The organism is Streptomyces sp. NPDC002276 (genome assembly GCF_053891435.1).
Genome location: NZ_JBSFCQ010000022.1, coordinates 92,181 through 118,991, shown reverse-complemented (window position 1 = coordinate 118,991; position 26,811 = coordinate 92,181). Strand labels below are relative to the sequence as shown.

The following is a 26,811-nucleotide window of genomic DNA, read 5'->3' as shown; positions in this document are numbered from 1 at the left end:
ATTTCGCACTGGTTAGGGAGCCGTAATGACCACCCACGTCACCGTCACGGACGAGGCCGTCGCGAGTCTGCGGGACACCGCCGACCCCCGTCTGCACGAACTGCTGTCGGGTCTGATCCGGCATCTGCACGCGTTCGCGCGGGAGACCCGCCTCACCCAGGCGGAATGGGAGCGGGCGATCGGCTTCCTGACGGAGACCGGGCAGGCGTGCACGGACACCCGGCAGGAGTTCATCCTCCTGTCGGACGTGCTCGGCCTGTCGATGCTGGTGGAGACCATCAACGGCGACCGGGTCGCCGGATCCACCGAGTCGACCGTCCTCGGCCCCTTCCACATGACCGAGTCGCCGGTCCGTGAACTCGGCGCGAACATCGACCTGTTGGGCGGTGGCGAGCCCTGCGTGGTCAGCGGCCGGATCGTGTCGCAGGACGGCACCCCGCTCCCCGGCGCCCTCCTCGACGTGTGGCAGGCCGACGGCAACGGCTTCTACGACGTGCAGCAGCCGGACGTCCAACCCCCGGGCAACGGACGGGGGTTGTTCACCACGGACGCCGAGGGCCGCTTCTGGTTCCGCACCTGTGTGCCGAGCCCGTACCCGATCCCCACGGACGGCCCGGTCGGCGACCTCCTCCGGGCGACCGGCCGCCACCCCTACCGCCCCGCCCACATCCACTTCATCGCCTCGGCCGACGGCCACACCCCCGTCACCACGCACATCTTCGTCGCGGGCAGCGACTACCTCGACTCCGACGCCGTCTTCGCCGTCAAACAGAGCCTCGTCGAGGACTTCACCCCGACCGACGACCCGTCCCTGGCACGGGAGTTCGGCATCGCCAACCCCTTCCGGCACGCGCGGTTCGACCTCGTACTGGAGCAGAGCGCGTGAAGGACTTCCTCGACTTCGCCTACGACGCCCAGCCCATGCGGGTCGTCTTCCGTCCCGGCGCCGCGCTGACCGCGACCGCGGGCGAGGCCGAACGGCTCGGTCTGCGGCGGGTGTTGGTGCTCTCGGGCGCTCGCGGCGCCGACACCGCGCGGGCGGTCGCCGACTCTCTGGGGGAGGTATGCGTCGGCGTGCACGCCGAGGCGAAGATGCACGTGCCGGTCGAAGTCGCGGACCGCGCCGTCGAGTTGGCGCGCTCGCTGGGCGCCGACGGCTGCGTCGCGGTCGGCGGCGGCTCGTCGGTCGGCCTCGGCAAGGCCATCGCCCTGCGCACCGGCCTCCCGCTGATCGCCGTGCCCTCCACCTACTCCGGCTCCGAGATGACCCCGGTCTGGGGCCTCACCGAACACGGCGCCAAACGCACCGGCCGCGACCCCGCCGTCCGGCCCCGCAGCGTCGTCTACGACCCGGAGCTGACCCTCGGTCTCCCCGTCCCGCTCACGGTGACCAGCGCCGTCAACGCCGTCGCGCACGCCGTCGAGGCCCTGTACGCACCGGACGGCTCACCCCTGATCGCGCTGATGGCGGAGGAGGGCGTCCGGGCGATGGCGGGCGCGCTGCCCGAACTGGCCGCCGAACCACGGTCGTTGGACGCCCGGGGCCGCGCCCTGTACGGGGCGTGGCTGTGCGGCTCCTGCCTCGGCGCCACCACCATGGGCCTGCACCACAAGCTGTGCCATGTCCTCGGCGGCACCTTCGGCCTCCCGCACGCGGAGACCCACACGGTCGTGCTGCCGTACGTGCTGGCGTACAACGCGCCCGCCGCACCGGAGGCGGCGGCCGCCGTGGCCCGTGCGCTGGACGCCCCGGTCGCCGCAACCGCCCTGTGGGAGCTGGCCGGACGGCTCGGCGCGCCGCGCTCGCTCGCCGAACTCGGCCTGAAGGAGAGCGACTTGGCGACGGCCGCCGCGCAGGCGGTGAGCCAGGCGTACAGCAACCCCCGGCCGGTCACCGAGGAGGGCGTACGCGCCCTGCTGCGGGCGGCCTACGAGGGAACCGCCCCCGTGTAGTCAGTGGTTCGTGCGGACACCGTCCAGCGCGATGGCCAGGACGCGGTCGCGCTGGGAGTCGTCCACGAACGTCGTTCCGGTGACCCCGGCCACCAGCCGCAGCAGATCACCGAAGTCCATGTCGGTGCGGGCCACGCCCGCCTTCTGCGCGCGCTCGAACAGTGGGCCGCCCGCGGAGAACATCGACTCGCGGCAGGTACCGAAGATCTCCGAGTCGTTCTCCAGCGCCTGGCGCACCGCCTGCTTGGTCACCATGTAGCCCGCGAAACGGTTCAGCCACGACACCAGCGCTTCCCACGGCTCCTGGTCGGCGACGGACAGGGCGACCTGGCACAGGGCGTTGACCTCGTCCGCGTAGACGCTCTCGAAGAGGGCCCGGCGGGTCGGGAAGTTGCGGTAGAGGGTGGCGATGCCGACACCCGCGCGTCTCGCGATGTCCTCAAGCGAGGCCTCCGCGCCGTGCTCCGCGAAGGCCTCGCGGGCGGCGGCCAGCAGGGCGTCGTAGTTGCGGGCGGCGTCCTTGCGGTGGGGGCGCTGGGCCGCGACGATTTCGCTGACGGGGAACGGCTGGGCCGTCACTGGTGCCTCCCTGGCGGACTGGGTTGAACCGGAGGGGTGCCTCCGCTATGGTGGAGGGGTACCTCCACTTTAGCAGTGGTGGGTGTGTACCGCCGTGGACGTGCGCGTGCGGACGCACTCTGCCTGCTTGTTTCGGAGAGGCTCTCCATGCCCCGCACTTCCACCACCCGCCTCACCTTCGCGGTCCTCGCGACGGGAGCGGGCGTCTTCTCCATGCTCCAGTCGCTGATCGCGCCGGCCCTGCCGACCGTCCAGCACGCACTGCACACCTCCCAGTCCACCGCGACCTGGGTGATGACGGCCTATCTGCTGTCCGCCTCGGTCTTCACCCCGATACTCGGCCGCGTCGGCGACCTGATCGGCAAGAAACGCACCCTCGTCGCCGTCCTCCTGGCCGTCCTGGCCGGCTGTCTCGTCGCCGCGCTCGCCCCCAACATCGGCGTACTGATCATCGCCCGAGTCATTCAGGGCATCGGCGGCGCGCTGTTCCCGCTCTCCTTCGGCATCATCCGCGACGAGTTCCACGCGTCCCAAGTCCCGGGCAGCATCAGCAACTTGTCCGCCGTGATCGCCGCGGGCGGCGGTGTCGGCATGGTGGCCGCCGGACCCATCGTGTCCGCGCTCGACTACCGCTGGCTGTTCTGGTTCCCCGTCGGCATCGTCGCCGTCACCACCCTCATCGCCCTGCGCTACGTCCCCGAGTCGCCCAGCCGCGCCGAAGGACGCGTCAACTGGTCCGGCGCCGTGCTCCTCTCGGGCTGGCTGGTCGCCCTGCTGCTGCCGCTGAGCCAGGCCGGTACCTGGGGCTGGGGTTCCGTGCGGGTCGTCGGACTGTTCGCCGTGGCCGTCGTACTCTTCGCGGCCTGGCTGTTCTCGGAGGCCCGCTCCCGCAGCCCGCTCATCGACCTCAAGGTGATGCGCCTGCCCTCCGTGTGGACCACCAACACCGCCGCACTGCTCTTCGGCGCGGGCATGTACTCGATCTGGTCCTTCCTGCCCGGCTTCGTCCAGACCCCCTCCTCGGCCGGATACGGCTTCGGAGCCAGCGTCACCGCGTCCGGACTCCTCATGCTGCCCATGCTGATCGCGATGTTCGTCTCCGGCGTACTCAGCGGCCGACTGGAACCCGTCGTCGGCGCCAAGGCGCTGCTCACCACCGGTGCCGCACTCGGCGCGGTCGCCTGCGGGATCCTCGCTCTCTGGCACGACCAGCAGTGGCAGATCGCCCTCGTCGCGGGCATCTTCGGCCTCGGCATCGGACTCGCCTTCGCCTCCATGGCCAACCTCATCGTCGGCAGCGTCCCGCCCGAGCAGACCGGCGCCGCGACCGGCATGAACGCCAACATCCGCACCATCGGCGGCTCCATTGGCGCCGCCGTGACCAGCGTCCTGGTCACCGGCCACCTCCAGACGTCCGGCCTGCCCTACGACTCCGGGTACACCCACGGATTCGCGCTGCTGGCGGTGCTCTGCCTGGCGGCGGCACTGGCCGCCCTCATGGTGCCGGTACGGCGGACAGGCCGGGGCGGAGGAAGGGCTGTCGGCGGCTCCGAGTCGGCGCTCCTGAAGGCGGAGGAGGAAGCGTCGGTGATGGCTCCCGGCGCCCTCAACTGACCCGGCCGGTATGCCAGCATGAGCCGATGATCGAACAGACCGCGCGGCGCCCCGGCGCCGAACTCCTCGACGTCCACCGGCTCAGGTTCGTCGAAACAGCCGCTCCTCGGCTCACCCCCGAGGAGCGGCTCGCCATGAACCGGGTCTGGGACGAACGGGTGCGCGCCAACCCGAGTTTCTTCGACGGGCCGGTCCTGGTGTGCGCGGGCGCGGAGCGGGACGGGCCGTACGGACTGGTCGTCTCCTGGGTGCGGACGACGTACCGCCACTTCGCCCTGCGCCGCGTGCCCGGCTGCACCTCGTGGCTGCCGTCCTTCTTCGTCTCCGTCCTCCAACCGGCCGACGACGGACGCCTGTTGGTCGGCCGCATGTCCGACTCCACGGCGGCGCCGGGCCGTTGGCAACTGCCGGGCGGCTCGCTCGAACCCCCCGAGGGCGACGAACCACTCGACATGAAGGCCCTGCACCGCCATGCCGCACGGGAGTTGAGCGAGGAGACCGGCATCGAGGCCCGGCCCGAGGACCTCACCTTCTGGAACGTCACCCGCGCGGGGAACGGCGGCATCGGCGTCCTGTTCCGCGCGCCGTCGCTCCCGGAGACCGAAGTGCGCGCGCGGCACGCGGCGATGGCCGAGGCGGAGCTGGCCCGGGGCCGCGAACCGGAACTGGACGCCATCGCCCTGATCCACTCCACGGCCCAATTCCCGCTCCTGGTGGGCACGCGCGCGGACTATCTGGAGCCGATCGTCCGCCGCTACGCGGAAGGCGGCGGAACGGGTGTCTCGATATGAGACACCCGCAAAGGTGCTGAATCCTCCAGGATCGGCGGAGCACGACCGCTGTGAAGAAAGGTGATCACCATGGCCCTCGCACTGCTCAGGCGCTGGCTGCCCCAGGGCGCCTCCGCCCCGGCGGCGGGCCTCTCGCTCCCCCTCCCGCCCGGCGCGGGCGGCCTCGGCCGGGAGATCGTCGACCCGGTGGGCGCGCCCATGGCATCCGCCGACGTCACGGTGACGGCCCTGGACTCGCACCGCGTCACCGCTTCCGGTACGACCGACCCGTACGGCTTCTTCCTCGCCGCCCTGCCGCCCGGGCGCTACAGCCTCCTCGTCTCGGCCCAGGGACTCCAGCCGCACCAGGAGACGGTGGAGATCGCCGCCGGAACCGCCGCGCCCACCGAACGCGTATGGCTCCAGCCCGGCCGCGCCCAGGAACTCCCGCCGCCCGGCACCTGGCTCTTCGACCCGCCGCACACCGCGATCCGCTTCATCGCCAAGCACGTCGGCATGGCCCACGTCCACGGCCGCTTCGAACGCTTCCAGGGCGGCATCCAGATCGCCCAGGACGTGGCCGAGTCCAAGGTCCACGTCCGCATCGACGCGTCCAGCATCACCACCGGCAACACCACGCGCGACAACCATCTGCGCTCCGGTGACTTCCTCGACGTGGAGCGCTACCCGTACATCGACTTCACCAGCACGCGGTTCGCGTACCGCGGCGGCAGCAAGTGGACCTTGCAGGGTTCGCTCACGATGCACGGCGTGAGCCGCTCGGTGAACCTGGACACCACCTACCTGGGCACCGTCAACGGCGGCTACGCGGAGGAACTCCGCTGCGCGGCCCTCGCCACCGCCGAACTGCACCGCGAGGACTACACGTTGAACTGGCGCAGCATGCTCGCCCGGGGCATCGCGGTCGTCGGCCCGACCGTCCAGCTGGAGCTGGACATCCAGGCGATGTACCGCACCCACGACACCCCGACGCCGCCGAAGTGACCCTGCGCATGCGGTAAGATTCACCTGCGCGTTCACCCGACCGACCGGGTGCGACGCGACCGGGACGTGGCGCAGCTTGGTAGCGCACTTGACTGGGGGTCAAGGGGTCGCAGGTTCAAATCCTGTCGTCCCGACTTTTGAAGTCGCAGGGCAGAGGCCGTTTTCTCAGCAATGGGAAGGCGGCCTTTGTCGTGTCTGCGGGGGGTGTGGTCATAGGCCGCGTGTCGGGCCGGTTCGCGTCGATCGCCGATGTCACGAAAACGAGGCGTCGGCCCGTCATACAGGCGAAGCGCATGTCGCGACGGGCTGCCCAGCAGTGCCGCTCACTACGGAAATGGAGATGACTTGTTCGCCGCCTACCTCACGGTGACGATCCTCGGCGCGGTCTTCAACGGTGCCGCCGCCGTCACCTACCTGATCGGCCACGAGTACCCCAAGACCCAGGCGGACATGAAAGGACTGCCCCGGAAGTGGGTACCGGTACTGGGCATGCTGCTCGCGGCGGGTACCGCGGGGCTGCTGGCCGGACTCGCCGTGCCCGTACTCGGAACCCTCGCGGCCTCCGGCCTGGTGCTCTACTTCATCGGGGCCATCATCGCCCACCTGCGCGTCGGCTCTCGCAACGTCGTGGGCGGGATCGTGTTCCTCGGCACCGCGATCGCGGCCTTGGTCCTGGGGCTGGATTACCACGGCCCCTGGTGACCGGCGAGGAGGTCAAGGCCCGTCTCCTGCTTCCGGCCTCCGCGCGGGCCGACACCGCCGGCTCAGCCCTCCAGATAGGCGAGTACCGCCAGGATCCGGCGGTTGTCGTCCTCGGAGGGTTCGAGGCCGAGCTTGGTGAAGATGTTGTAGCTGTGTTTGCTGACGGTCTTCTCGCTGACGTACATCCGGGCGGCGATGGCGGTGTTGGTGCGGCCCTGGGCCATCAGGGAGAGGACCTCGTGTTCGCGCGGGGTCAGTTGCAGCAGGAGGGGGTCCGTCGAGCGGTGGGTGAGGAGGGCGGCGACCACGTCGGGGTCCATGACCGTGCTGCCGGCGGCGACCTGGCGGACGTTGGCGACGAACTGGTCCACGGCCATGACCCGGTCCTTCAGCAGATAGCCCACCGCACCGGCACGGTCGGACAGCAACTCCCGTGCGTACAGCTGCTCGACGTACTGCGAGAGCACCACGACGGGCAGGGCGGGGATCAGTTTGCGTGCGGCGATGGCGGCGCGCAGCCCCTCGTCGGTGAAGGTCGGGGGCAGCCGTACGTCGACGACCGCGACGTCGGGCCGGTGGGTCGTCAACGCCCGTATCAGAGAAGGGCCGTTGTCGACCGCGTCGACGACCTCGAAGCCGTTGGCCCGGAAGATCCTGATCAGGCCCTCGCGGAGCAGGGCGAGGTCTTCGGCCAGGACGATGCGCACGGCAGCGACATCCTTATCTCGGTGGGTCCGCCGGGCGGACTGTCGGCGGTCAGGGTGCCGTCGAAGGCCGACAGGCGGCGTGCGACGCCACGCAGACCGGTGCCGGCGTCGAGGGCGGCACCGCCGCGGCCGTCGTCGTACACCCGCATGGTCAGCAGCCCCGCCGTCGTACCGGGGCGGGGCGTGAACTCCACGCCGATCTCGATGTGTTGGGCCCGGGCGTGCTTGATGGCGTTCGTCAGGGCCTCGGCGACGGCGAAGTAGGCCGCGGACTCGACCGGCGCGGGCAGCCGTCCGGGCAGGCGGGTGACCACGGTCGTGGGTATCGGGTTGGCCAGCGCCAGGGCTTTCAGGGCTCCGCCGAGGCCGCGGTCCGCGAGCACCGGGGGATGGATGCCGCGTACCAGGTCCCGTAGTTCGGCCAGGGCATCGGCTGTCGACGCGCGGGCCTCGGCCAGCAACTCCGCGACCGCCTGGGGATCTTGGGGCAGGAGTTGTTCGGCCAGACCCAGGCTCATGCCCAGCGACGCCAGCCGGGCCTGTGCCCCGTCGTGCAGGTCCCGTTCGATCCGGCGCAGTTCGCCCGCCTGGGTGTCGACGGTCTCGGCCCGTGAAGCGGCCAACTGGGCTACACGGGCCCGTAGTTGTGCCTGCGCGGTGGGCCCGAGCAGGGAGCGGACCACCAGGGCGTTGAGGTTCGCCAGCCGTACGGCGGTGGTGTACCAGAGCAGAAGGAACACCGGGCCGAGCGGGACCATGGCGAACGACTCCCCGACGCCGTGCAGGCGGAAGCCGTTGCCCAGAGGTGTGCGGAACACGGCAGGAGGGGTCAGCACCACCAGCAGCGGATAGCTCAGGTAGACGGCGCCGCAGGCGAAGAACAGGAACGACAGTCCGTAGGTGAACCACCCGGTGACCGAGTTGGCCGCCAGCCAGGCCCAGTCCCGCCAGGTCGCCGGGTCCCGCAGGATCGCCCACAACTGGACCGGCCAACTGCCGTCCGGTGTAGGTGAGTAGGGCCGGGCCACCGGTTCACCGAGTCGGTCGGCGGCCCACCGGCGGTGCAGGTCGGCGAACCAACGCACCAGGACGGTTGACAGCAGCGTCAGCGGGATACCGACCCAGAACGCGACGACCGTCAGCGAGGTGGTCCAGAGGGTCAGCAGGCCGAAACCCAGGACCGAGCCGAGCAGCAGGACGAACGACCAGCCCAGCAGGCCCACCCGCAGGGCGAGAGCGGCCCTCCAGCCGACGCCGAGCGCGGGATATTCCTCCAACTGACCTGCACTGAGCTGGACTTGACGCTCGCGGATATAGGTCATCGCGCTCCATCGTCGTGCATCGGTACCGCGTCGAACGGCCCGCCGACGGCAAATCGCAGTGACGGGACGGCAGTTCGTCACGCGCCGGAAGTTGATGATGACCCGCCGGCTCCGGTCCGCGCACTGGGGATACCTCCACCATCGCAGGGGCCCAGCACCAGTGTTCTTCCTCCGCGTCGCCGGAAGCCTGGAGCTGTCGGAAGCCGGCGGTGCGGCAGCCCCAGGGATCCGCTCCTCGGCCGCCCCGGCAAACCATGCCCCCCGGCAACCCATGCTCCGTATCGAGGAGGACACCTCATGCCCCGCAACACCCCCTACCCGCGCTCCACTCGGCAGGTCTGTCTGACGCTGGCCCTGGCCGCGGCACTGACGGGCACGGTCACGGCCTGCACGGCGGCCGACGCGGCGCAGGACACCGCCCGTACCCCGGCCGGACGGCCCGGCGTGACGGCAGCCGAGGAGGCCCGACTGGCAACGCTCGCCCAGCAGGTCGTGGACGCCGGGGCGCCCGGCGTTCTCGTACGGGTCGACAACGGAAACGGGCGGGCGACCGCGATCACCCGGCAGGCGTCCTGGGCCAGGGCCGACCACACGCTGACCGCGAGCGACGAGTTCCGGATGGGCTCCAACACGAAGACGATGGTCGCCACCGTGGTCCTCCAACTGGTCGCCGAACACCGGCTCAAGCTGACCGACCCGGTCGAGAAATGGCTGCCCGGCCTCATCCCCAACGGGTCCGCGATCACGATGCGGATGCTGCTCAACCACACCAGCGGCCTGTACAACATCATCCCGGACGACGCCGACGTCCTGAAGACGTTCACCGGTCAGGACACCCGGCAGTGGACCCCGGAGGAGCTGATCGCCGCGGGCGTCCGGCACGACCCGCTGTTCCCGCCCGGCACGAAGTACTCGTACAGCAACACCGGTTACATCGCGCTCGGGCTCGTCGCCGAGAAGGCCACCGGACACAGCCTGAGCGACCTGGTCCAGGAACGGATCGCCGAACCGCTGCGTCTGAAGAACACCTACCTGGTCAACGGCTCCGACACGACGAAGAGCCCCCGCCTCACCCACGGCTACGAGCCCGACCCCGCCCACCTGGCTCCGGTGCTCTGGCCCGGCATCCCCGCAGGGACCGAGTTCGTCGGCCCCGCCCGCCCCGCCGGTCACATCGACGCCACCTGGATCAACGAGAACACGGAGTGGGCCGCCGGGAGCATGGTCTCCTCCGCACAGGACTGGGCCCGGTTCGACACCGCGCTGCTGTCCGGCAAGCTCCTGTCGCCCGCCCAGCTCAAGGAGATGAAGACCACCGTCGCGGAGGAGAGCGGCAACCCGAACCGCTACGGACTCGGCCTGGAGCGGAAGTTCACACCCTGTGGCACGGTCTGGGGCCATGACGGCCAGGCACCCGGCTACTCCAGTTGGGACTACACCGACGACACGGGCCGACGCACCGTCTCGGTCCACGTCCCGACCATCTTCGGCATCGCGGCACCCAAGCCCGCCGCAGCCACGGAGGCTCTGCTGAACGCCGCGATCTGCACCATGCTCGACAAGCCGATCCCCACCGCGACCGCCTCCACACCGACTGGCTGATGGACGCAGAAGCCGTTCCGTACGCGACGCTCGGCACCAGCTGTTCCGACGCGTTCAGCCTGCGTGACGACGATGGGCAGGTGTCCTTGCCGGATCCTTGTCGGAATCGCGCTGCCGGTCCTGTCTACAACGGCGTTGCCGCGTGCAGCAGGAGCAGCAGGGTCACCGCCGAGTTCGCCGAGAACGTCGCGGACAGGGCCGCACCCGCCGCGGCGCTCCACAGCGCCAGGCCCACGGCGGTGAAGAGCGGTGGCCAGGTGCGTGCCGGAGGCGCCGGCGCGAGCAGGGCGGCGACGCGGCGGGGGAGTGGGCCCGGCGCCGCGAGGCCCGCGAGCGTCGGGCCCGGTGTGCCGCGTGAGACGAGCGCCGCCTTGCCGATCGCGCGGGCCACGGCCTTGCGGTCGCCGACACGGTGAGCGGCCTCTTCGTCGGCCCAGCGCTCGGCGACGTAGGAGACGGCTGTCCGCAGCGGCAGCAGGAACGGGTTGGCCTGCGCGGCCAGTTGAGCGATCAGCAGGTGGCGGTGGTGCCGGGCGGTGAGGTGGGCCCGCTCGTGCGCGAACAGGGCTCTGCGCTCCTGGGTGTTGAGGCGGGTGAGCATGCCGGTGGACACGATGATCCGGTCGCGTGGTCCGGCGGGCAGGGCGTAGGCGTACGGCTCGGCGTCGGGCAGGACCGCGACCGGGGTGTCGCGCAGGCCGGTGAGTGCCGCGTGAGCCCGCCGTCGTACGCGGAAATGGCGCCACAGGGTACGGCCGCAGCCCGCAACCACCGCCAGGAGCAAGGGAATCGCGGCTTTGCCCGCGATCTCGTCCTGGGGCACGCTCTCCCGTACCTCGGGGTCCGACCAGCCGTCCGGCAGGGGATTGCCGGGCAGTTGGGCGGTGCCGACCACCATCAGCAGGCCCAGGCACAGCGTGCTGCACACGGCCATGATGGCGGCCACGACGCTCAGCACGGTCGTCGCCGCGCGCGGGTGGAGGTGCTGGGTGGCGAGGTGGGCGATCGGCCAGGCCGTCAACGGCAGGAGCAGCGGCAGGAGGACGAAGACACCCACGGGGCGTCAGCCCGCCGACTCGTCGGGCTCGTCGGCCGCCTGGTCGAGCAGGGCGCGCAGGAGTTGTTCGTCGTCCTCGGGCAGGGCGGTGATGAAGCTGGCCAGTACCGCCCTGCGGTCCTGCTCGCGGTCGAGCACCTTGCGCATCTTCAGCGCGGCTAGCCCCGCCTCGTCCGCGGCGGGCGACCAGACGAAGGAGCGGCCCTCCCGCCTGCGGGTCACGGCCTGCTTGTCCAGCAGGCGGATCAGTACGGTCATCACGGTCGTGTAGGCGAGTTCGGCGTCCAGACGCTCCTGCACCCAGGCCGCGGTCACCGGCGTCCCGGCGCTGTGCAGGACGGTCAGCACCTGCGTCTCCAGCGCGCCCTGCGCCCGGCGCGGGGGACGCGGTTCCGGCTTCGCCACGTTCCGTTCTCCTCCTGCCGCCGCGGGGTCGCGATCGTCACATCGTAGCGACGCGGTACCGGCCGGCCGTGCCGCCCTCCCGGAGATTTCTACACTGTTGTAGATTCTAGTCGGGGTCCGTGCCTCGGACCCCGATCGTCGGCATGTGTGGAGGGACGAGTCATGGGTGTTTCCCTGTCCAAGGGCGGCAACGTTTCGCTGAGCAAGGAGGCGCCGGGTCTCACGGCGGTGCTGGTGGGCCTCGGCTGGGACGTGCGCACCACGACCGGCGCGGACTTCGACCTGGACGCTTCCGCGCTGCTGCTGAACGCGTCGGGCAAGGTCCCCTCCGACCAGCACTTCGTCTTCTACAACAACCTCAAGAGCCCCGAGGGCTCGGTGGAGCACACCGGCGACAACCTCACCGGTGAGGGCGAGGGCGACGACGAGTCCCTCAAGGTGGACCTCGCCGCCGTACCGGCCGAGGTCGACAAGATCGTCTTCCCGGTCTCGATCCACGACGCCGACTCCCGCGGACAGAGCTTCGGACAGGTCCGCAACGCCTTCATCCGCGTCGTCAACCAGGCCGGCGGCGCCGAACTCGCCCGCTACGACCTGTCGGAGGACGCGTCGACCGAGACCGCCATGGTCTTCGGCGAGCTGTACCGCAACGGCGCGGAGTGGAAGTTCCGTGCGGTGGGGCAGGGTTACGCCGCCGGGCTGGCCGGCATCGCCGCCGACTTCGGGGTCGGCGTCTGAGGAGTCCGCCCCCGGCTTCCCGAACTCCTCGTCCAGCAGCTCGCACAGCGGCAGAAAGAGAGACCGCGCATGTCCGTCAACCTGGGCAAGGGCCAGCAGGTCAGCCTGAGCAAGTCCGACGGCAGTGCCCTGACGTCCGTACGCATGGGACTGGGCTGGCAGGCCGCGCCCCGCAAGGGATTCCTGGCCAAACTGACCGGTCCCCGCGAGATCGACCTGGACGCCTCGGCCCTGCTCTTCGCCGGCCGGGAGTCGGCCGACGTCGTCTACTTCCAGCATCTGACGAGCGACGACGGTTCCGTCCGCCACACCGGGGACAACCTGGTCGGCGGCGCCGGTGCCGGTGACGACGAGACGATCCTGGTGGACCTCGCCCGCGTCCCCGTCCATATCGACCAGATCGTTTTCACGGTCAACTCCTTCACCGGGCAGACCTTCGCCGAAGTGGAGAACGCCTTCTGCCGGCTGATCGACGAGACCACCGGACAGGAACTGGCCCGCTACACGCTCAGCGGCGGTGGCACCTACACGGCCCAGATCATGGCGAAGCTCTACCGGGCAGGCGGCGGCTGGCAGTTGAAGGCGATCGGCGAACCCGCGGCCGGCCGCACCTTCCAGGACCTGCTGCCCGCCGTGGCCGCCCATCTGTGACCGCTCCCCGGCCCGTGCCGAGCGACACGGGCCGGGAACCGGGAGCGCCGACCGCGTTACCGCCGCGTTCCGCACCCCGGGCAGAACGCCGCGCCGTCCGGCACCACGGCGGAGCAGGATGAGCACGCGTTGGACTGGGCCAGGTGATAGCCGCACCCGGAGCAGAAGGCCGCGCCGTGGGTCTCGGTGCGGCACTGCGGGCACACCAACTGCCGTGGTGTGGACGGGTCGTAGGTCTGGCCGGTCTGCTGTCCCGCGGCGTACGCCCGCTGGGACGCCATGTCGTTGAGGCCGCGCTGCTGGGCCGCCATGGCCTCGGCCGCGGTGTCCGGCGCGCAGCGCAGACACAGTCCCTGCGCCGCGTTCCAGCAGCGTCCGCAGACGTAGTCGGTGCAGCGGGCGCAGCGGTTGAAGTGCCCCTCCGCGTTGTCGATCGCCTGCTGGAAGGCGTGGTCGCGGGCCTGTCCCCAGCCGGCCCCCGCGAGCCCGTCGGCCGCGGACGACACTCCCCGGCCCGCGCTGCCCAGCAGGCTCCAGGCCACGTCGACGCCCTTGCCGAGCCAGGTGGCGGCCCGTTCACCGACGTACGCCTCGAACGGCGAACGCCAGGTGTCGTAGCAGCGGGCGCACGAGAACTCGAACTGGAAACCGGCCCCCGTTCCGTTCCGCACGCACAGGTCACGGTAGTTGTTGCTGAAGTAGATCTCACCGCTCATGTGGTCCCCCCACAGTTCAGGCCGTCGGCACACTGCCGTATGACGCGAGCGGCAGAGTACTGGATCTCGTCAAATTCCCGATGATGGGGGACATCTGCCCAGGGGAAGGGCTTGCGGTACGTTCGGGTTCTGTCCCGGAACAACGCGGGAGGTGCGGGAGTTGGCCGAACCCCGGTCCCGGCGACGATGGCTCGCGCTCGTGGTCTTCGCGGTCGTCGTCTACGTCCTCGTGCGCGCTGCGGACACTCCGCAGGCCGCGACTCCGCATCCCTCGACCGGGACGCCCCGCTCGGCCACGTCGAGCGACTCGGCCGGTCCCTCGCCCTCGGCCAGTCCTTCACCACGGGCCACCACCACGTCGTACGACCCCGCCGCCTACGCGTCCCAGGTTCGCACCCGGGCCCAACAGGCAGGTGTGAGCGCCCAGTTGGTGATGGCGATCCTCTACAACGAGGCGTACAAGCCGCACGACGCGGCCTTCGAGCGGGCCTGGCAGCGGTACAAGCCGGACGCGGCCTTCGGCATCGCGAACATGCATCGCGCGACCTTCGACGAGGTCAGGAAGGGCCGGGACTTCGCCGACCGGAGTTGGGACGAACTGCCCGACGACCGCGACCTCGCCATCGAGGCCGAAGCCTGGTACTTGCACGACCTGGCCGCCCAACTGCCCACGACCCGGCGGACATCCATCAGCCAGGACGACCTCCTCGCCCTCGGCTACAACACCGGCGCGGGCAACATGCTCGCCTTCGCACGCGGTACGACACCGGGCAGCCAGGCGCGGTCGTACCTGGACCGGTTGCACGCCAACTGGGCCAAGGCCGGGAAAGCCCTTGCCGGGTAGGGCAACAGGACCTCGCGCGTTCGGAGTTGGGGCCGCGGAGAGGGGAGGGCCCACCGGTGCGAACGACGACAGTTGCTATATTGCGCAAACATCCGGCCCGAGGGGTACGCCCTCACGTGCGGGTCGGCCCGCTGCCGTCCTTCGGGCCGGCGGTCGGTGTCGGTGTCGGTGTCGGTGTCGGTGACAGCGTAGGGAGTGGTGGATGAGCGACCCCCGGGGCGAGCGGTCCGGCCGTGCGGCCACGCGAGATCGCTCCGGCCTGCCTCACCCACGCAGCACGGACGGAGGGCCGGCCCATCGGCCGGGCGGCAGAGCCGCCGCGCGGCAGGCGGCGCGGAACGGCAGTCAAGGATCCCGCCGCCGCGCCAAACCGGTGGCCCGGCGCCGACGCGTCGCCCGCATAGCCCTGATCACGGTCTCGGCACTGATCCTCGTCACCGCCGGAGTCGGCACCTGGCTCTGGGAGCACCTGAACGGCAACATCAACAGCGTCGCGCTCGACGACGGCGCGGGCGGCAAGGAGAAGGCCGACGCCTTCGGCCGTACGCCCATCAACCTCCTGGTGATCGGCTCGGACGGCCGGAACAACGCCGCCGACTGCAAACTGGGCGGCGGCTGCGGCACCGGGGGTTCGGCCGTCGGCCACAACGCGGACGTGGAGATGGTGGTCCACGTCTCCGCCGACCGCTCCAACGCCACCGTGATGAGCGTGCCGCGCGACACCATGACCCAGGTGCCCGCCTGCAAGGACCCGGACAGCAGCCAGGCGACGGCCGGTTACTACGGGCAGATCAACAGCGCGCTCCAGTACGGCCCCGCCTGCCAGGTGACGACCGTGCACCAGCTCACCGGCATCACCATCGACCACTTCGTGATGCTCGACTTCGCCGGCGTGGTGAAGATGTCCGACGCGGTCGGCGGCGTCTCGGTCTGCGTCAGCGACAACGTCTACGACACCTACTCGCATCTGAAACTCGCCAAGGGCACCCACACCCTCAAGGGCGAGGCGGCGCTGGAGTTCGTGCGCTCCCGGCACGGCTTCGGCGACGGCAGCGACCTCGGCCGTACCGTCTCCCAGCACCTGTTCCTGAGCGCGATGATCCGCAAGTTCAAGAGCGCGGGCACACTGGCCAATCCGGCCAAGGTGTACTCACTGGCCGACGCGGCGACCAAGGCGCTCACCGTCGACACGGGCCTGGGCAGCGTCGGCAAGCTCGTGGACCTGGCGACCGACCTGGACAAGGTCCCGTCGAAGCGGATGACCTTCACCACCATGCAGACCGGGGCCGACCCGACCAACGCCGACCGCGTCGTCCCGGCGGCCGGAGCCAAGTCCCTGTTCGCGGCCATCGCCAACGACCAGTCCCTGAGTTCGGGCAGCGGTTCGGGCAGCGGCAAGAAGAAAGCATCCGCCTCGCCCTCCGCGACCGCGCCGGTCACGGTCCCGGCCGCCGAGGTCGCCGTAAAGGTGGAGAACGGCACCACCATCGGCGGACGTGCCTCCGTGATCGCCAACGCGCTCATCGCCAAGGGCTTCAGCCCCGGCACCAGCACCGGCAACGCACCCGAACAGGCGGCGACCACCCGACTCACCTACGGCCCCGGCGAGAAGGCCGAGGCCCAGACGGTGGCCTCGGCCGTCGGCCTGTCCGCCGCGCACCTCACCCAGAGCACTGAGAGCGGCCTGACCCTCGTCATCGGCGCGGATTGGACCAACGGCACGACGCTCTCGGGCAGTTCCTCGTCCGCCGCCGCGCCCGCCGACACCCACGCGGCCGTCTCCAACGCCAACGCCTCGACCGCCGCCGAGTCCAAGACCTGCGCCAAGGTCAGCCCGTACAAGACCGTGTCGTTGAACGGAGTGCCGATGACTCCGACCCAGGCCTACGCGGCGGCGACCGGCAGGAAGGACTCGGCGTCGTAGCCGACGCAGACCGTCGTAATAATCCCGGCGGAGGTCTTCCCCGCCTCCGTATGATCCTGCCGCGATGAAGAGACGTGTGCGGTTCACCGAGCAGGTCGCGCGGTTCCGCGACTACATGCCGGCCTCGGACCGGGAGAAGTTCGAGCGCCTTGTCGACCGGATCATGGCCGACCCCGAGGGCGATAGCAGTCACCTCGCCTACACCAACGACACCGTGACGCGCTCGGCCTGGGAAGACGGGGTGATGGTCCACTTCGTCGTGACGAGTGTCTTCGTGGTCGTCATCGAGTTGGACATCTACGACGCGGCGCGCGGCTTCAACGAGGTGTAGCAACGCGCCACCTTCGTTAATTGCGCGACAGTGCAAGAAAGTTGCATCTGCTTGCGCAATTCATTCTTTACTTCGTCGGAATCTAGCGGGGTGGATGCGGGCTCTGTACGGTCGGGGCGCCGGTTCCCCCTACTCCGTGAAGGAGCATCAGATGCTGACGAGCCTCAGACCCCGGCGACTGGCGGTGGCCGTCGTCGCCACGGTCGGCGCGATGTGCATGGCCGTCTTACCGGCCGCCGCCACCCAGCAGTCACCGCCGACCGGGGCGGCGGCGCACCCGGCGACAGCGAGTGCGACGGCGGGCGCCACAACCCCGTTCGCCGTCTACGAAGCCGAGGCCGGCACCCCCGCGGGCGGTGCGGCCGTCCGGTCACTGACCTCGGCCCCGACCACGCAGTACTCCAGCGCCGCCCTTGAGGCCTCCGGCCACTCCTACGTCCATCTGGACGGCACCGGCCAGTCGGTGCAGTGGACGAACACCACCGGCCGGTCGATCTCCTTCCTCAACGTCCGCGCGAGCATCCCCGATTCGGCGTCCGGCGGTGGCACCACCGCGACCCTGAACCTGTACGTCAACGGCGTGTTCCGGCAGGCGCTGAACCTCAACTCGCTTCAGAGCTGGGTGTACGAGGGCAACGGCAACTACAACACGAGCGACGACCAGAACCCGGCCGACGGCGATCCGCGGGTGTTCTGGGACGAGTCGCACGCCTTCGTCACCGGCTCCCCGATCCCGGCCGGTGCCACCTTCTCGCTGCGCAGGGACTCCGCCAACAGCGCGTCCTTCTACGACATCGACTCCGTCGACGTGGAGAATCCGCCCGCGCCGCAGGCGCAGCCCGCGAACTCGATCTCGATCACGAGCTGCGGCGCGGTGGCGGACAACACCCCGACCAACGGCGCGGCCGACAGCCAGTCGGTGGACAGCCGGGCCGCGATCCAGAACTGCATCGACCAGGCCGAGCAACAGGGCAGGATCCTGTGGATCCCGCAGGGCACGTTCTATGTGAAGGGCACCGCCGGACTGAACGCGCAGGGCATTACCATCGCGGGCGCGGGGCTCTGGTACAGCACGGTCTACCGTGACGTCCCGGTCCCCAACTCCACACCTCTGGCGGCCCTGTTCGACCTCACGTCCTGCACTGTGCGTGACTTCCACATCGACGCCAACGCCGTCAGCCGGAGCACCATCGGCGGGGACGGCGGCGCGATGGACACCACCGGCACCGACTGGCTGGCCGACGGCATCTGGACCCAGCACACCATGTCGGGCTTCTGGGCCTCCGGCACCGGCGGGACGGTGAAGAACAGCAGGCTGACGTCGGTCTGGGCGGACGGCATCAACGTCAACAACGTGTCCCTGGGCGCGGATACGGGCAACAACCTGACCGTCACCAACAACTTCGTCCGCGGCACCGGGGACGACGCGATCGCCGTCAACTCGGTGAACTACAACACCAACGGCGACGGTTCGAAGACCTACTACAACCCGATGACGAATGTCACCGTCAGCGACAACACCTCGATCGCGCCCTGGGGCGGCAAGGGCGTCGGCGTCTACGGCGGCAGCGGCCACCTGGTCAAGGACAACTACGTTGCCGACACGGCCCGTTACATCGGTCTGGGCGCCGGACGCTTCGGCGTCAACGGCAGCGACCTGCTCTCCGCGACCGTGACCGGCAACACCGTGGTCCGCTCCGGCGGCAACGCCTACAGCCAGGGCCAGCCCGCCCTGCACATCGGCAACGGCGGCGACGGACAGAACGTCGGCACCGTCGACAAGGTCACGGTCACCGGCAACACCGTCACCCACTCCCTCTACGACGGGATCGACTTCTCCACCTCGACGAACACCCTGCTCCGGGACAACACCGTCAACAGCCCCGGCCGCAACGGCATTTCGATCTCGCCGCCGTTCTACCCCGCGCCCACCGGCTCCGCGACGATCACCGGCAACACGGTCACCGGACTCGACCCCGGCACCTCGGCCTTCGTCAACAACTCCACCGGTTTCACCGCCACGTTGAGCGACAACCACTGGCCGCCGCCCGCACCCGAGGGCCCCTACGGCGGCACCCCGGCCGCCGTGCCTGGAACGGTCCAGGCGGAGGACTACGACACCGGCGGTCAGGGCGTCGCGTACAACGTGACCTCCGTCAACGGCAACGCCAACTCCTACCGCGCCGACGGCGTCGACCTCGACAACACCTCGGACACAGGAGGCGGTTACAACCTGGGCTGGACCGGTCCAGGACAGTGGTTCCGCTACACGGTCGACGTCGCGACGGCCGGGACCTACACGCTCGGCCTGCGGGTCGCGGCCCCGACCGCCGTGACCGGCGCGCTGCACCTGTCGGACGGCACCGGTACGAACCTCACCGGAGCCGTGGACCTGCCCGCCACCGGCGACTGGCAGACCTGGTCCACCGTGACCACCCGAGTGACCCTGCCCGCCGGCCGACAAGTCCTGACACTCGATCAGGACACGGGCGGCTGGAACATCAACTACCTTGCGCTCACCGCGAGTTCGGACACTCCCGGCACCGATCTCGCCGCGGGCAGGCCCACCAGCGAGTCCAGCCACAACGACGTCTACCCCTCCTCGAACGTCACGGACGGCAACCAGAACACGTACTGGGAGAGCGCCAACAACGCGTTCCCGCAGTGGGTCCAGGTCGACCTGGGCTCGGCTCGCGGCGCCTCCCGCGCGTTCCTGCAACTGCCCGCCGCCTGGGGCGCCCGCACCCAGACCCTGGCCCTCGGCGGCAGCACCGACGGCACCGCCTTCACCACCCTGAAGTCCTCGGCCGCCTACACCTTCGACCCGGGCACCGCGAACACCGTCACGCTCACCTTCCCCGCCACCACCCAGCGCTACTACCGCGTCACCGTCACCGCCAACAACGGCTGGCCCGCGGCCCAGGTCTCCACGTTCCAGATCTGGGCCGCCTGACCTCTGACCCCACCCTCCCCACGGTGCCGCCGGACCCTCCGTCCGGCGGCACCGGCATATGCACGGCCCGCCTGAGATCTTGCGGGCCGTGTTTTTGTTTGTTGCAGAGTTCTGTCTAGTTATTGCGTGATCATGTCTATGACATTACGGTCCCCCTTGCATCGTCACCAACCCCCCGTCTCCCTCCCTTCCCCGGCGATGCCAGCGGAACAGTTCCGGCATTTCGTGATCAAAGGAGTGGCACGTGTTCCATTCCATCCGAGATCTGAGACGAGCCCTCGTCTGGGCGGTCAGCACCGTGATGCTGGCCGCCGTGGGCGTCTTCGCTCTGGCGGCACCACCCGCCGCGGCGGCGTCCACCGCCACCGGCGGCAGCGGCGCGAGCCTCCCGTACGTCGAGGTGCAGGCGGAGAACTCCGCCACCAACGGCACGAACATCGGCCCGAGTTACACCGCCGGACAGCTCGCCGACGAGGCGTCCTACCGCAAGGCGACGACCCTCCAAGGCACCGGCCAGTACGTCACGTTCACCACACCGGTGGCCACCAACTCGATCAACTTCCGCTACAGCATCCCCGACACCTCGGGCGGCTCGGTGTACACCGCCGCGCTCTCGCTGTACGTCAACGGCGTCAAGCAGCCCGACTTCACCCTGACCAACGCCTACAGCTGGTACTACGGCAGCTACCCCTTCACCAACACGCCGGGCAGCAACCCGCACCACTTCTACGACGAGGCCCACCGCCTGTTCTCCACCACCTATCCGGCGGGCACGACCTTCAAGTTCCAGGTCGACGCGGGCGACACCGCCTCCTCGTACACGATCGACTTCGCCGACTTCGAACAGGTCGGCGCCGCCCTGACCGCACCCTCGGGCTCGGTCTCGGTGACCAGCAAGGGCGCCGACGCGACCGGCGTGGCCGACGCGACCAGCGCGTTCAACGCCGCGATCAGCTCGGCGGGCCCCGGCGGCACCGTGTGGATCCCGCCAGGCACCTTCAACATCCCCGGCCACATCAGCGTCAACAACGTCACGATCGCCGGCGCCGGCATGTGGTACTCCACCGTCACCGGCACGGCCCCCGGCTTCTACGGCAACTCCGCGCCCAACCCGAGCACCGGTGTCCGCCTCCAGAACTTCGCGATCTTCGGCAATGTGCAGGAACGCGACGACAGCGCCCAGGTCAACGGCATCGGCGGCGCGCTGAGCAGCTCCACCGTCTCCAACCTGTGGATCGACCACATGAAGGTCGGCGCCTGGATGGACGGCCCGATGGACGGGCTGACGTTCACCGGCATGCGCATCCGGGACACCACCGCCGACGGCATCAACTTCCATGGCGGCGTCACCAATTCGAAGGTGACCAACAGCGACATCCGCAACACGGGTGACGACGGCATCGCCACCTGGGCGGACTCCGCCCTCGGCGCCGACGCCAACGACACGATCTCCAACAACACCGTGTCCCTTCAGATCCTCGCCAACGCCATCGCGATCTACGGCGGCCACGACAACACCGTCAGCGGCAACCGTGTGGTCGACACCGGCATCGCCCAGGGCGGCGGCATCCACGTGGGGCAGCGCTTCACGTCCACGCCGGTCGGCACCACCACGATCTCCGACAACACCATGGTCCGGGCAGGCAGCCTCGACCCCAACTGGCAGTTCGGCGTAGGCGCGTTGTGGTTCGACGGCAGCCAGGGCGCGATCACCGGGCCCATCAACGTGACCAACGCCCTGATCCAGCAGAGCCCTTACGAAGCGGTCCAGTGGGTCGAGGGCACCATCAGCGGCGTCAACCTCAACAACGTGACCATCGCGGGCACCGGCACCTTCGCCCTCCAGGAACAGACGGGCGGCGCCGCCAAGTTCACCAACGTCACGGCGACCGGCGTCGGTTACTCGAACCCCGTCTACAGCTGCTCGGGCGGCAACTTCGTCGTCACCGACGGCGGCGGCAACTCCGGTATCAGCGGCACGCCTTACTGCGGCACCTGGCCGGCCCCGGTGTATCCGCCCTATCCGCCCGAAGGCGTGACGGCGACCCCCGGCGCGCTCAACTTCGGTTCGGTCGCGACCGGTTCGACGAGCGACGCGCAGACCGTGACGGTCTCCAACCCGACCAACAGCGCCGCGTCCGTCTCCTCGATCTCCACCAGCGGCGACTACTCCCAGACCAACACCTGCGGCTCCTCGATCGCGGCGAACGGCTCCTGCACGGTCAGTGTGAAGTTCGCGCCGACCGCGACCGGCAGCCGTAGCGGCGCGTTGACCGTCAACGCGGGCGGGGTCACCAACACGGTCACCCTCTCCGGTACCGGCACCGCGCCAGGCCCGGTGCTGAACACCGACCCGGCGAGTCTGGCCTTCGACGGTACGGTGGTCGGCTCCTCGGCCACCGCGCAGACGGTGAAGGTGACGAACTCGGGCACCGCGTCGGCGACCGTCTCCGCCGTCGCCGCGACCGGTGACTTCAGCCAGACCAACAACTGCTCCACCCTCGCGGTCGGCGCCTCCTGCACGGTGACCGTCGGCTTCAAGCCCACCACCGGCGGAGCGCGCACGGGCAACCTGACCGTCACCAGCAACGCCAACAACAGCCCAACTGTCGTATCCCTGACCGGAACCGGCATCGACAGCACCACCAACATCGCCGCCGGACGGCCCGCGTCGGCGAGTTCGAGCAACAGCCCCTACGTCGCCTCGAACCTCACCGACCCGGACGCGTCGACATATTGGGAGGGCACGAACGGCTCGTTCCCGCAGTGGGCGCAGGTCGACCTCGGCCAGAACTACAGCGTCGGCAAGGTCGTCCTCAAACTCCCGCCGGCCACCGCATGGTCGGCCCGCACCGAGACCCTGTCGGTGCAGGGCTCCACGGACGGCTCCAGCTTCTCCACCATCAAGGCCTCGGCCGGGTACACCTTCGATCCGAACGCCAACGGGAACACGGCGACCATCACGTTCAGCGCCGCCACGGCGCGCTACGTGCGGGTCAACATCAGCGCCAACACGGGCTGGAACGCAGCCCAGTTGTCGGACTTCGAGGTGTTCCCCAGCAGTGGCGGCTCCTCCCCGGCGACCCTGTCGGCCAGCCCGACATCGTTGACGTATCCCACCCAGGCGCTCAACACCGCGAGCAGCGCGCAGACGGTCACGGTGACCAACACCGGGACCGCCGCCGCGACCGTCTCCGGCGTCACCACCACGGGCGACTTCGCGCAGAGCAACACCTGCGGGACGTCGATCGCGGCGGGTGCCTCCTGCACAGTGGCCGTCACGTTCACACCCACCGCGTCCGGCACCCGCACCGGCGAACTCGACATCGCCAGCAACGCGTCGAACGGCACGACCACGGTCGCGCTGACCGGCACCGGAGCCGGCACGGTGAGCCGGAACCTGGCGGCGGGCGCGGCCACCACCGAGTCCAGCCACACCGACGTCTACGCCTCGTCGAACGTGACGGACGGCAACCAGGGCACCTACTGGGAGAGCGCCAACAACGCCTTCCCGCAGTGGGTCCAGGTCGACCTCGGATCCGCGCAGAGCGCCAGCCGCGTCGTCCTCCAACTCCCCGCCACCTGGGGCGCCCGCAACCAGACGCTGACCCTGTCGGGCAGCACCGACGGCTCCGCCTTCACCACCCTCAAGGCGTCCGCCACCTACACCTTCGACCCCACCACCAACAACACAGTCACCCTCACGTTCACCGCGGCCACCGAGCGGTACCTCCGGGTGAACATCACGGCGAACAACGGCTGGCCGGCCGGCCAGATCTCCGAGTTCCAGGTCTGGAACACCTGACCTGACGCGACGGTGCCGCCGGGCGCACCCGCGCCCGGCGGTCCCCACCACCGAAAGGAGTCGAGATGGGTGTCACCCGCAGAGTCTTCCTGAGGGCCGCGATCGCGGCCACCGCGGTGGGAGCGGCGGAGGCCGTGTTCCCCCCAACAGCGTCAGCCGCGAGCTCGCCGGGCGACGTCGTCGGCAAGATCACCGTCGGCTACCAGGGCTGGTTCGCCTGTATCGGCGACGGCGCGCCCATCAACGGCTGGTGGCACTGGAGCCAGGACTGGGGCCAGCCGCCGTCCCGCAACAACACCAACATCAAATGCTGGCCGGACGTGCGCGAGTACACGAACACCTACCAGACCTCGTACGCCGCCCTCGGCAACGGCCAGCCCGCCAAGCTGTTCTCGTCCTACGACCAGCAGACCGTGAACACCCACTTCCTGTGGATGCAGCAGAACAACATCGACACGGCCGCCCTGCAACGCTTCAACCCCACCGGCGGCGAGGGCCCCACCCGCGACGCGATGGCGACCAAGGTGCGCGGCGCCGCAGAGTCGTACGGCCGGAAGTTCTACATCATGTACGACGTCTCCAACTGGACGAACATGCAGTCCGAGATCAAGACGGACTGGACGAACAAGATGTCCGCGCACACGGGGAGTTCGGCCTACGCGAAGCAGAACGGCAAGCCGGTGGTGTGCATTTGGGGCTTCGGCTTCAACGACCCCAACCACCCCTTCACCCCCGACGCCTGCCTCGATGTCGTCAACTGGTTCAAGGGGCAGGGGTGTTACGTCGTCGGCGGCGTCCCGCGTGAATGGCGGACCGGGACCGGGGGCTCGCAGTCCGGCTTCCTGGGCGTCTACCACGCCTTCAACATGATCTCGCCGTGGATGGTCGGCGCCATCGGCAATGTGACCGAGGCCGACAACGCGTACACCACCTACACCGTCCCCGACCAGGCCGACTGCAACGCCAACGGCATCGACTACCAGCCCTGCGTCCTGCCCGGCGATGTCTCCGGACGGCAGCGCGCGCACGGCGACTTCATGTGGCGGCAGTTCTACAACGTGGTGCGCGCCGGGGTGCAGGGCATCTACATCTCGATGTTCGACGAGTTCAACGAGGGCAACCAGATCGCCAAGACCGCCGAGACCCAGGCGTGGGTGCCGACCGACTCCGGGTTCCTCGCCCTCGACGAGGACGGCACGGCCTGCTCCTCCGACTACTACCTGCGGCTGACCGGCGACGGCGGTCGCATGCTCAAGGGCCAGCTCGCACTGACCTCAACTCGCCCCACTCAGCCGGTAGTTCCGAACGGCGGTGACACCACCCCGCCCGCCGCGCCGGCCGGCCTGACCGTCACCGGACACACCGCCAACTCGGTCTCGCTGAGCTGGAACACCGCGAGCGACAACGTCGGCGTGACCGGCTACCGGATCCTCCAGGTGTCCGGCTCGACCAGCACCCAGGTGGGCACGAGTGGCTCAACCTCCTTCACCGTCACCGGACTTGGCGCGTCCACCGCGTACACCTTCGACGTCGTCGCCCTCGATGCGGCCGGAAACGTGTCCCAGCCCTCCAACCAGGTCACCGTCACCACCGACGCCCCCTCCTCCACCACCAACCTCGCCCTCCACCGCCCCACTTCGGAGAGCAGCCACACCCAGGTCTACGGCTCGGCCAACGCGACCGACGGCGACACCTCCACCTACTGGGAGTCCGCCAACAACGCCTTCCCGCAGTGGATCCAGGTCGACCTGGGCGCCGCGACCGGCGTCAGACGCATCGTCCTCAACCTCCCCCCGGCGACCGCCTGGTCCACCCGTACCCAGACCATCTCCGTCCAGGGCGGCACGGACGCCGGCACCTCCCCCCAACTCCTCACCGCCGCGGGCTACACCTTCGACCCGGCGACCGGCAACACCGCGACCCTCACCCTCCCCTCCACGGTCAGCGTCCGCTACGTACGCCTCACCATCTCCGCCAACAACGGCTGGCCGGCCGGGCAGGTCTCGGAGTTCCAGGTGTACGGCGCCTGAGAGGCGGGCGGTGTGGCGTCAGCCCCCGCCGTCCAGGTCCGTGCGCTGCCGCACCACCCGCAACTCGCCGCCCAACAGCTCCACTTCGTACAGCTTGCCGCGCGCGTTCTCGAACGGACGGTGGAGGATCAGCATCAACTGCCCGTCGAACGTGCGGAACAGCATGCCGTGACCGCTGTCCTCCCGTACCAGCGGCCGGTGTTGACGCCACGGCCCGGTGAGCGCCCCCGACTCCGAGACGGCGTAGGTCTGGACATAGCCTCCGCCGAGGGTGCCGTCCGGGTCGGCCCGGTTCTTCTCGTACGTCGACCAGAGCATGAGCAGGGAACCGTCGGGGGAGTGGTGGAGCTGCGGTCCGTCCGTGACGTAGGGCGGGAGTTGGTGCGGGACACCGGCCGGGATCTCCTCGCCGATCCAGGAGGCGTCCGAGGCCTTGAACAGGAAGACCGGATCGCCGATCGTCTCCGTCAGATCCGGGGCCAGCCGGATCGCCTCCATGGTGCCGTCGACGGTCTGTAGCCACTCGTGCGCGTACACCATCCACGGCTGCCCGGACGGGTCGACGTACAGCGTGCCGTCCAGGGTCATGAGGTGTTCGGGCGGGGTGGGGCGCAGGGGATCGACCACGGTGAAGGGGCCCAGCAGGGAATCGGACACCGCCGTGACCGTGCCGCGCCGGTGGTTCGCGAGGGCGAACGGCGTGCCCCATTTACCGGTTGGCGGCACCGGGAGCGGGCTCTTCTCGTCGTGCAGCGTGGTGAACAGGTAGTACCGGCCGTTCCAGCGGTGCACCTCCGGTGCCCAACCGCCGTCGCCCGCCCAGAGGTTGGTCTGCTCCGCCGCCAGGAACACCACGTCAGGACGCGTCCAGTCGCGTAGGTCGGGACTGCGGTAGACCATGGTGCCGACGCCCTCCACACCCGACACGGACGGGTCGTTGGAGGTGTAGAGGTGAAAGGTGCGGGTCCCCTCGTCCACGACGACGAACGGATCGTGCAACGGCATGTCGGGGAGCCGCAGGGGCTCGCTCACCTGGGTCGCCATGGTGTCACCGTAGGGCCCTCACCCCCCTTGCGCATCACCGCTGTTGAGGGAAAAACGCT

The 26,811-nt window shown here is 69.7% G+C and carries 22 protein-coding genes and 1 tRNA gene; 16 read left to right on the top strand and 7 right to left on the bottom strand.

Going from position 1 to position 26,811, the window contains the following annotated elements; all coding sequences use genetic code 11:
* Nucleotides 1-25: 25 nt before the first annotated feature.
* Both ACWIHT_RS39820 and ACWIHT_RS39815 read left to right on the top strand, forming a co-directional pair.
* Nucleotides 26-886: an intradiol ring-cleavage dioxygenase gene (locus tag ACWIHT_RS39820; RefSeq protein ID WP_456173415.1), complete on the top strand. Its 861-nt coding sequence runs from the start codon at nucleotides 26-28 to the stop codon at nucleotides 884-886.
* Nucleotides 883-1,953, top strand: a complete 1,071-nt coding sequence (locus ACWIHT_RS39815) for a maleylacetate reductase (RefSeq protein ID WP_456173414.1) — start codon at nucleotides 883-885, stop codon at nucleotides 1,951-1,953. Before ACWIHT_RS39820 ends, ACWIHT_RS39815 begins: the two co-directional genes overlap by 4 nt.
* Here the strand turns inward: ACWIHT_RS39815 and ACWIHT_RS39810 are convergent, their stop codons facing one another.
* The gene (locus tag ACWIHT_RS39810) at nucleotides 1,954-2,532 is read right to left on the bottom strand and encodes a TetR/AcrR family transcriptional regulator (RefSeq protein WP_456173413.1); all 579 of its coding nucleotides are present in this window, start codon (nucleotides 2,530-2,532) and stop codon (nucleotides 1,954-1,956) included.
* Nucleotides 2,533-2,679: 147 nt separating this feature from the next.
* On the opposite strand from ACWIHT_RS39810, the gene ACWIHT_RS39805 reads away from it, so the two are divergent.
* The 5 genes from ACWIHT_RS39805 (at nucleotide 2,680) to ACWIHT_RS39785 (ending at nucleotide 6,623) form a co-directional block, all read left to right on the top strand.
* Entirely contained in the window at nucleotides 2,680-4,146 is a 1,467-nt protein-coding gene (locus tag ACWIHT_RS39805; protein ID WP_456173412.1) for an MFS transporter, read from the top strand.
* A 26-nt stretch (nucleotides 4,147-4,172) separates the two neighbouring features.
* Complete coding sequence (locus ACWIHT_RS39800; RefSeq protein WP_456173411.1) at nucleotides 4,173-4,937, top strand: NUDIX hydrolase; 765 nt, start codon at nucleotides 4,173-4,175, stop codon at nucleotides 4,935-4,937.
* 69 nt (nucleotides 4,938-5,006) lie between these two features.
* Nucleotides 5,007-5,921 carry a YceI family protein gene (locus tag ACWIHT_RS39795; RefSeq protein ID WP_456173410.1) on the top strand — a complete coding sequence of 305 codons (915 nt, stop codon included), beginning with the start codon at nucleotides 5,007-5,009 and terminating at the stop codon, nucleotides 5,919-5,921.
* A 60-nt stretch (nucleotides 5,922-5,981) separates the two neighbouring features.
* Nucleotides 5,982-6,055: transfer RNA gene (locus ACWIHT_RS39790), tRNA-Pro, on the top strand.
* Nucleotides 6,056-6,266: 211 nt separating this feature from the next.
* Nucleotides 6,267-6,623 (top strand): DoxX family protein, encoded by a 357-nt coding sequence (locus ACWIHT_RS39785; protein ID WP_456173409.1) that lies wholly within the window; start codon nucleotides 6,267-6,269, stop codon nucleotides 6,621-6,623.
* Between the two features lie 62 nt (nucleotides 6,624-6,685).
* Here ACWIHT_RS39785 and ACWIHT_RS39780 read toward each other — a convergent pair whose 3' ends face one another.
* Together ACWIHT_RS39780 and ACWIHT_RS39775 are read right to left on the bottom strand one after the other, a co-directional pair.
* Nucleotides 6,686-7,330, bottom strand: a complete 645-nt coding sequence (locus ACWIHT_RS39780; RefSeq protein ID WP_456173408.1) for a LuxR C-terminal-related transcriptional regulator — start codon at nucleotides 7,328-7,330, stop codon at nucleotides 6,686-6,688.
* Complete coding sequence (locus ACWIHT_RS39775; RefSeq protein WP_456173407.1) at nucleotides 7,282-8,652, bottom strand: sensor histidine kinase; 1,371 nt, start codon at nucleotides 8,650-8,652, stop codon at nucleotides 7,282-7,284. The genes ACWIHT_RS39780 and ACWIHT_RS39775 overlap by 49 nt, the downstream gene beginning before the upstream one ends.
* A 297-nt stretch (nucleotides 8,653-8,949) precedes the next feature.
* On the opposite strand from ACWIHT_RS39775, the gene ACWIHT_RS39770 reads away from it, so the two are divergent.
* Nucleotides 8,950-10,254 carry a serine hydrolase domain-containing protein gene (locus tag ACWIHT_RS39770; RefSeq protein ID WP_456173406.1) on the top strand — a complete coding sequence of 435 codons (1,305 nt, stop codon included), beginning with the start codon at nucleotides 8,950-8,952 and terminating at the stop codon, nucleotides 10,252-10,254.
* 124 nt (nucleotides 10,255-10,378) lie between these two features.
* Here the strand turns inward: ACWIHT_RS39770 and ACWIHT_RS39765 are convergent, their stop codons facing one another.
* Together ACWIHT_RS39765 and ACWIHT_RS39760 are read right to left on the bottom strand one after the other, a co-directional pair.
* Nucleotides 10,379-11,311, bottom strand: coding sequence for a M56 family metallopeptidase (locus ACWIHT_RS39765; RefSeq protein WP_456173405.1), 933 nt, complete (start codon nucleotides 11,309-11,311; stop codon nucleotides 10,379-10,381).
* 6 nt (nucleotides 11,312-11,317) lie between these two features.
* On the bottom strand, nucleotides 11,318-11,716 hold the full coding sequence (locus ACWIHT_RS39760; protein ID WP_456173404.1) for a BlaI/MecI/CopY family transcriptional regulator: 399 nt from the start codon (nucleotides 11,714-11,716) through the stop codon (nucleotides 11,318-11,320).
* A 162-nt stretch (nucleotides 11,717-11,878) separates the two neighbouring features.
* Here ACWIHT_RS39760 and ACWIHT_RS39755 point away from each other — a divergent pair, with 162 nt between their 5' ends.
* A complete protein-coding gene (locus ACWIHT_RS39755) occupies nucleotides 11,879-12,454 on the top strand; it encodes a TerD family protein (protein ID WP_456173403.1) in 576 nt (191 codons plus the stop codon).
* A 69-nt stretch (nucleotides 12,455-12,523) separates the two neighbouring features.
* Entirely contained in the window at nucleotides 12,524-13,105 is a 582-nt protein-coding gene (locus ACWIHT_RS39750) for a TerD family protein (protein WP_456173402.1), read from the top strand.
* 56 nt (nucleotides 13,106-13,161) lie between these two features.
* On the opposite strand, the gene ACWIHT_RS39745 is transcribed toward ACWIHT_RS39750, so the two are convergent.
* On the bottom strand, nucleotides 13,162-13,821 hold the full coding sequence (locus ACWIHT_RS39745; protein ID WP_456173401.1) for a zinc ribbon domain-containing protein: 660 nt from the start codon (nucleotides 13,819-13,821) through the stop codon (nucleotides 13,162-13,164).
* 160 nt (nucleotides 13,822-13,981) lie between these two features.
* Between ACWIHT_RS39745 and ACWIHT_RS39740 the strand changes: the two genes are divergently transcribed.
* The 6 genes from ACWIHT_RS39740 (at nucleotide 13,982) to ACWIHT_RS39715 (ending at nucleotide 25,708) form a co-directional block, all read left to right on the top strand.
* The gene (locus ACWIHT_RS39740) at nucleotides 13,982-14,665 is read left to right on the top strand and encodes a lytic transglycosylase domain-containing protein (protein ID WP_456173400.1); all 684 of its coding nucleotides are present in this window, start codon (nucleotides 13,982-13,984) and stop codon (nucleotides 14,663-14,665) included.
* Between the two features lie 202 nt (nucleotides 14,666-14,867).
* The gene (locus ACWIHT_RS39735) at nucleotides 14,868-16,589 is read left to right on the top strand and encodes an LCP family protein (protein ID WP_456173399.1); all 1,722 of its coding nucleotides are present in this window, start codon (nucleotides 14,868-14,870) and stop codon (nucleotides 16,587-16,589) included.
* Between the two features lie 64 nt (nucleotides 16,590-16,653).
* On the top strand, nucleotides 16,654-16,920 hold the full coding sequence (locus tag ACWIHT_RS39730) for a hypothetical protein (RefSeq protein WP_456173398.1): 267 nt from the start codon (nucleotides 16,654-16,656) through the stop codon (nucleotides 16,918-16,920).
* 151 nt (nucleotides 16,921-17,071) lie between these two features.
* Nucleotides 17,072-19,873, top strand: a complete 2,802-nt coding sequence (locus ACWIHT_RS39725) for a carbohydrate-binding protein (protein ID WP_456173397.1) — start codon at nucleotides 17,072-17,074, stop codon at nucleotides 19,871-19,873.
* A gap of 244 nt (nucleotides 19,874-20,117) precedes the next feature.
* Nucleotides 20,118-23,678 carry a choice-of-anchor D domain-containing protein gene (locus ACWIHT_RS39720; protein WP_456173395.1) on the top strand — a complete coding sequence of 1,187 codons (3,561 nt, stop codon included), beginning with the start codon at nucleotides 20,118-20,120 and terminating at the stop codon, nucleotides 23,676-23,678.
* Nucleotides 23,679-23,743: 65 nt separating this feature from the next.
* Complete coding sequence (locus tag ACWIHT_RS39715; RefSeq protein WP_456173394.1) at nucleotides 23,744-25,708, top strand: galactose-binding domain-containing protein; 1,965 nt, start codon at nucleotides 23,744-23,746, stop codon at nucleotides 25,706-25,708.
* Between the two features lie 18 nt (nucleotides 25,709-25,726).
* Here the strand turns inward: ACWIHT_RS39715 and ACWIHT_RS39710 are convergent, their stop codons facing one another.
* Nucleotides 25,727-26,752, bottom strand: coding sequence for a glycoside hydrolase family 43 protein (locus tag ACWIHT_RS39710; RefSeq protein WP_456173393.1), 1,026 nt, complete (start codon nucleotides 26,750-26,752; stop codon nucleotides 25,727-25,729).
* Nucleotides 26,753-26,811 lie beyond the last annotated feature (59 nt).

What these genes read in the sequence shown, in the direction of transcription:
- ACWIHT_RS39820 (WP_456173415.1), top strand. Translation starts at nt 26, where the DNA reads ATGACCACCCACGTCACCGTCACGGACGAGGCCGTCGCGAGTCTGCGG.
- ACWIHT_RS39805 (WP_456173412.1), top strand. Translation starts at nt 2,680, where the DNA reads ATGCCCCGCACTTCCACCACCCGCCTCACCTTCGCGGTCCTCGCGACG.
- ACWIHT_RS39800 (WP_456173411.1), top strand. Translation starts at nt 4,173, where the DNA reads ATGATCGAACAGACCGCGCGGCGCCCCGGCGCCGAACTCCTCGACGTC.
- ACWIHT_RS39795 (WP_456173410.1), top strand. Translation starts at nt 5,007, where the DNA reads ATGGCCCTCGCACTGCTCAGGCGCTGGCTGCCCCAGGGCGCCTCCGCC.
- ACWIHT_RS39775 (WP_456173407.1), bottom strand. Translation starts at nt 8,652, where the DNA reads ATGACCTATATCCGCGAGCGTCAAGTCCAGCTCAGTGCAGGTCAGTTG.
- ACWIHT_RS39770 (WP_456173406.1), top strand. Translation starts at nt 8,950, where the DNA reads ATGCCCCGCAACACCCCCTACCCGCGCTCCACTCGGCAGGTCTGTCTG.
- ACWIHT_RS39755 (WP_456173403.1), top strand. Translation starts at nt 11,879, where the DNA reads ATGGGTGTTTCCCTGTCCAAGGGCGGCAACGTTTCGCTGAGCAAGGAG.
- ACWIHT_RS39750 (WP_456173402.1), top strand. Translation starts at nt 12,524, where the DNA reads ATGTCCGTCAACCTGGGCAAGGGCCAGCAGGTCAGCCTGAGCAAGTCC.
- ACWIHT_RS39745 (WP_456173401.1), bottom strand. Translation starts at nt 13,821, where the DNA reads ATGAGCGGTGAGATCTACTTCAGCAACAACTACCGTGACCTGTGCGTG.
- ACWIHT_RS39735 (WP_456173399.1), top strand. Translation starts at nt 14,868, where the DNA reads ATGAGCGACCCCCGGGGCGAGCGGTCCGGCCGTGCGGCCACGCGAGAT.
- ACWIHT_RS39730 (WP_456173398.1), top strand. Translation starts at nt 16,654, where the DNA reads ATGAAGAGACGTGTGCGGTTCACCGAGCAGGTCGCGCGGTTCCGCGAC.
- ACWIHT_RS39725 (WP_456173397.1), top strand. Translation starts at nt 17,072, where the DNA reads ATGCTGACGAGCCTCAGACCCCGGCGACTGGCGGTGGCCGTCGTCGCC.
- ACWIHT_RS39715 (WP_456173394.1), top strand. Translation starts at nt 23,744, where the DNA reads ATGGGTGTCACCCGCAGAGTCTTCCTGAGGGCCGCGATCGCGGCCACC.
- ACWIHT_RS39710 (WP_456173393.1), bottom strand. Translation starts at nt 26,752, where the DNA reads ATGGCGACCCAGGTGAGCGAGCCCCTGCGGCTCCCCGACATGCCGTTG.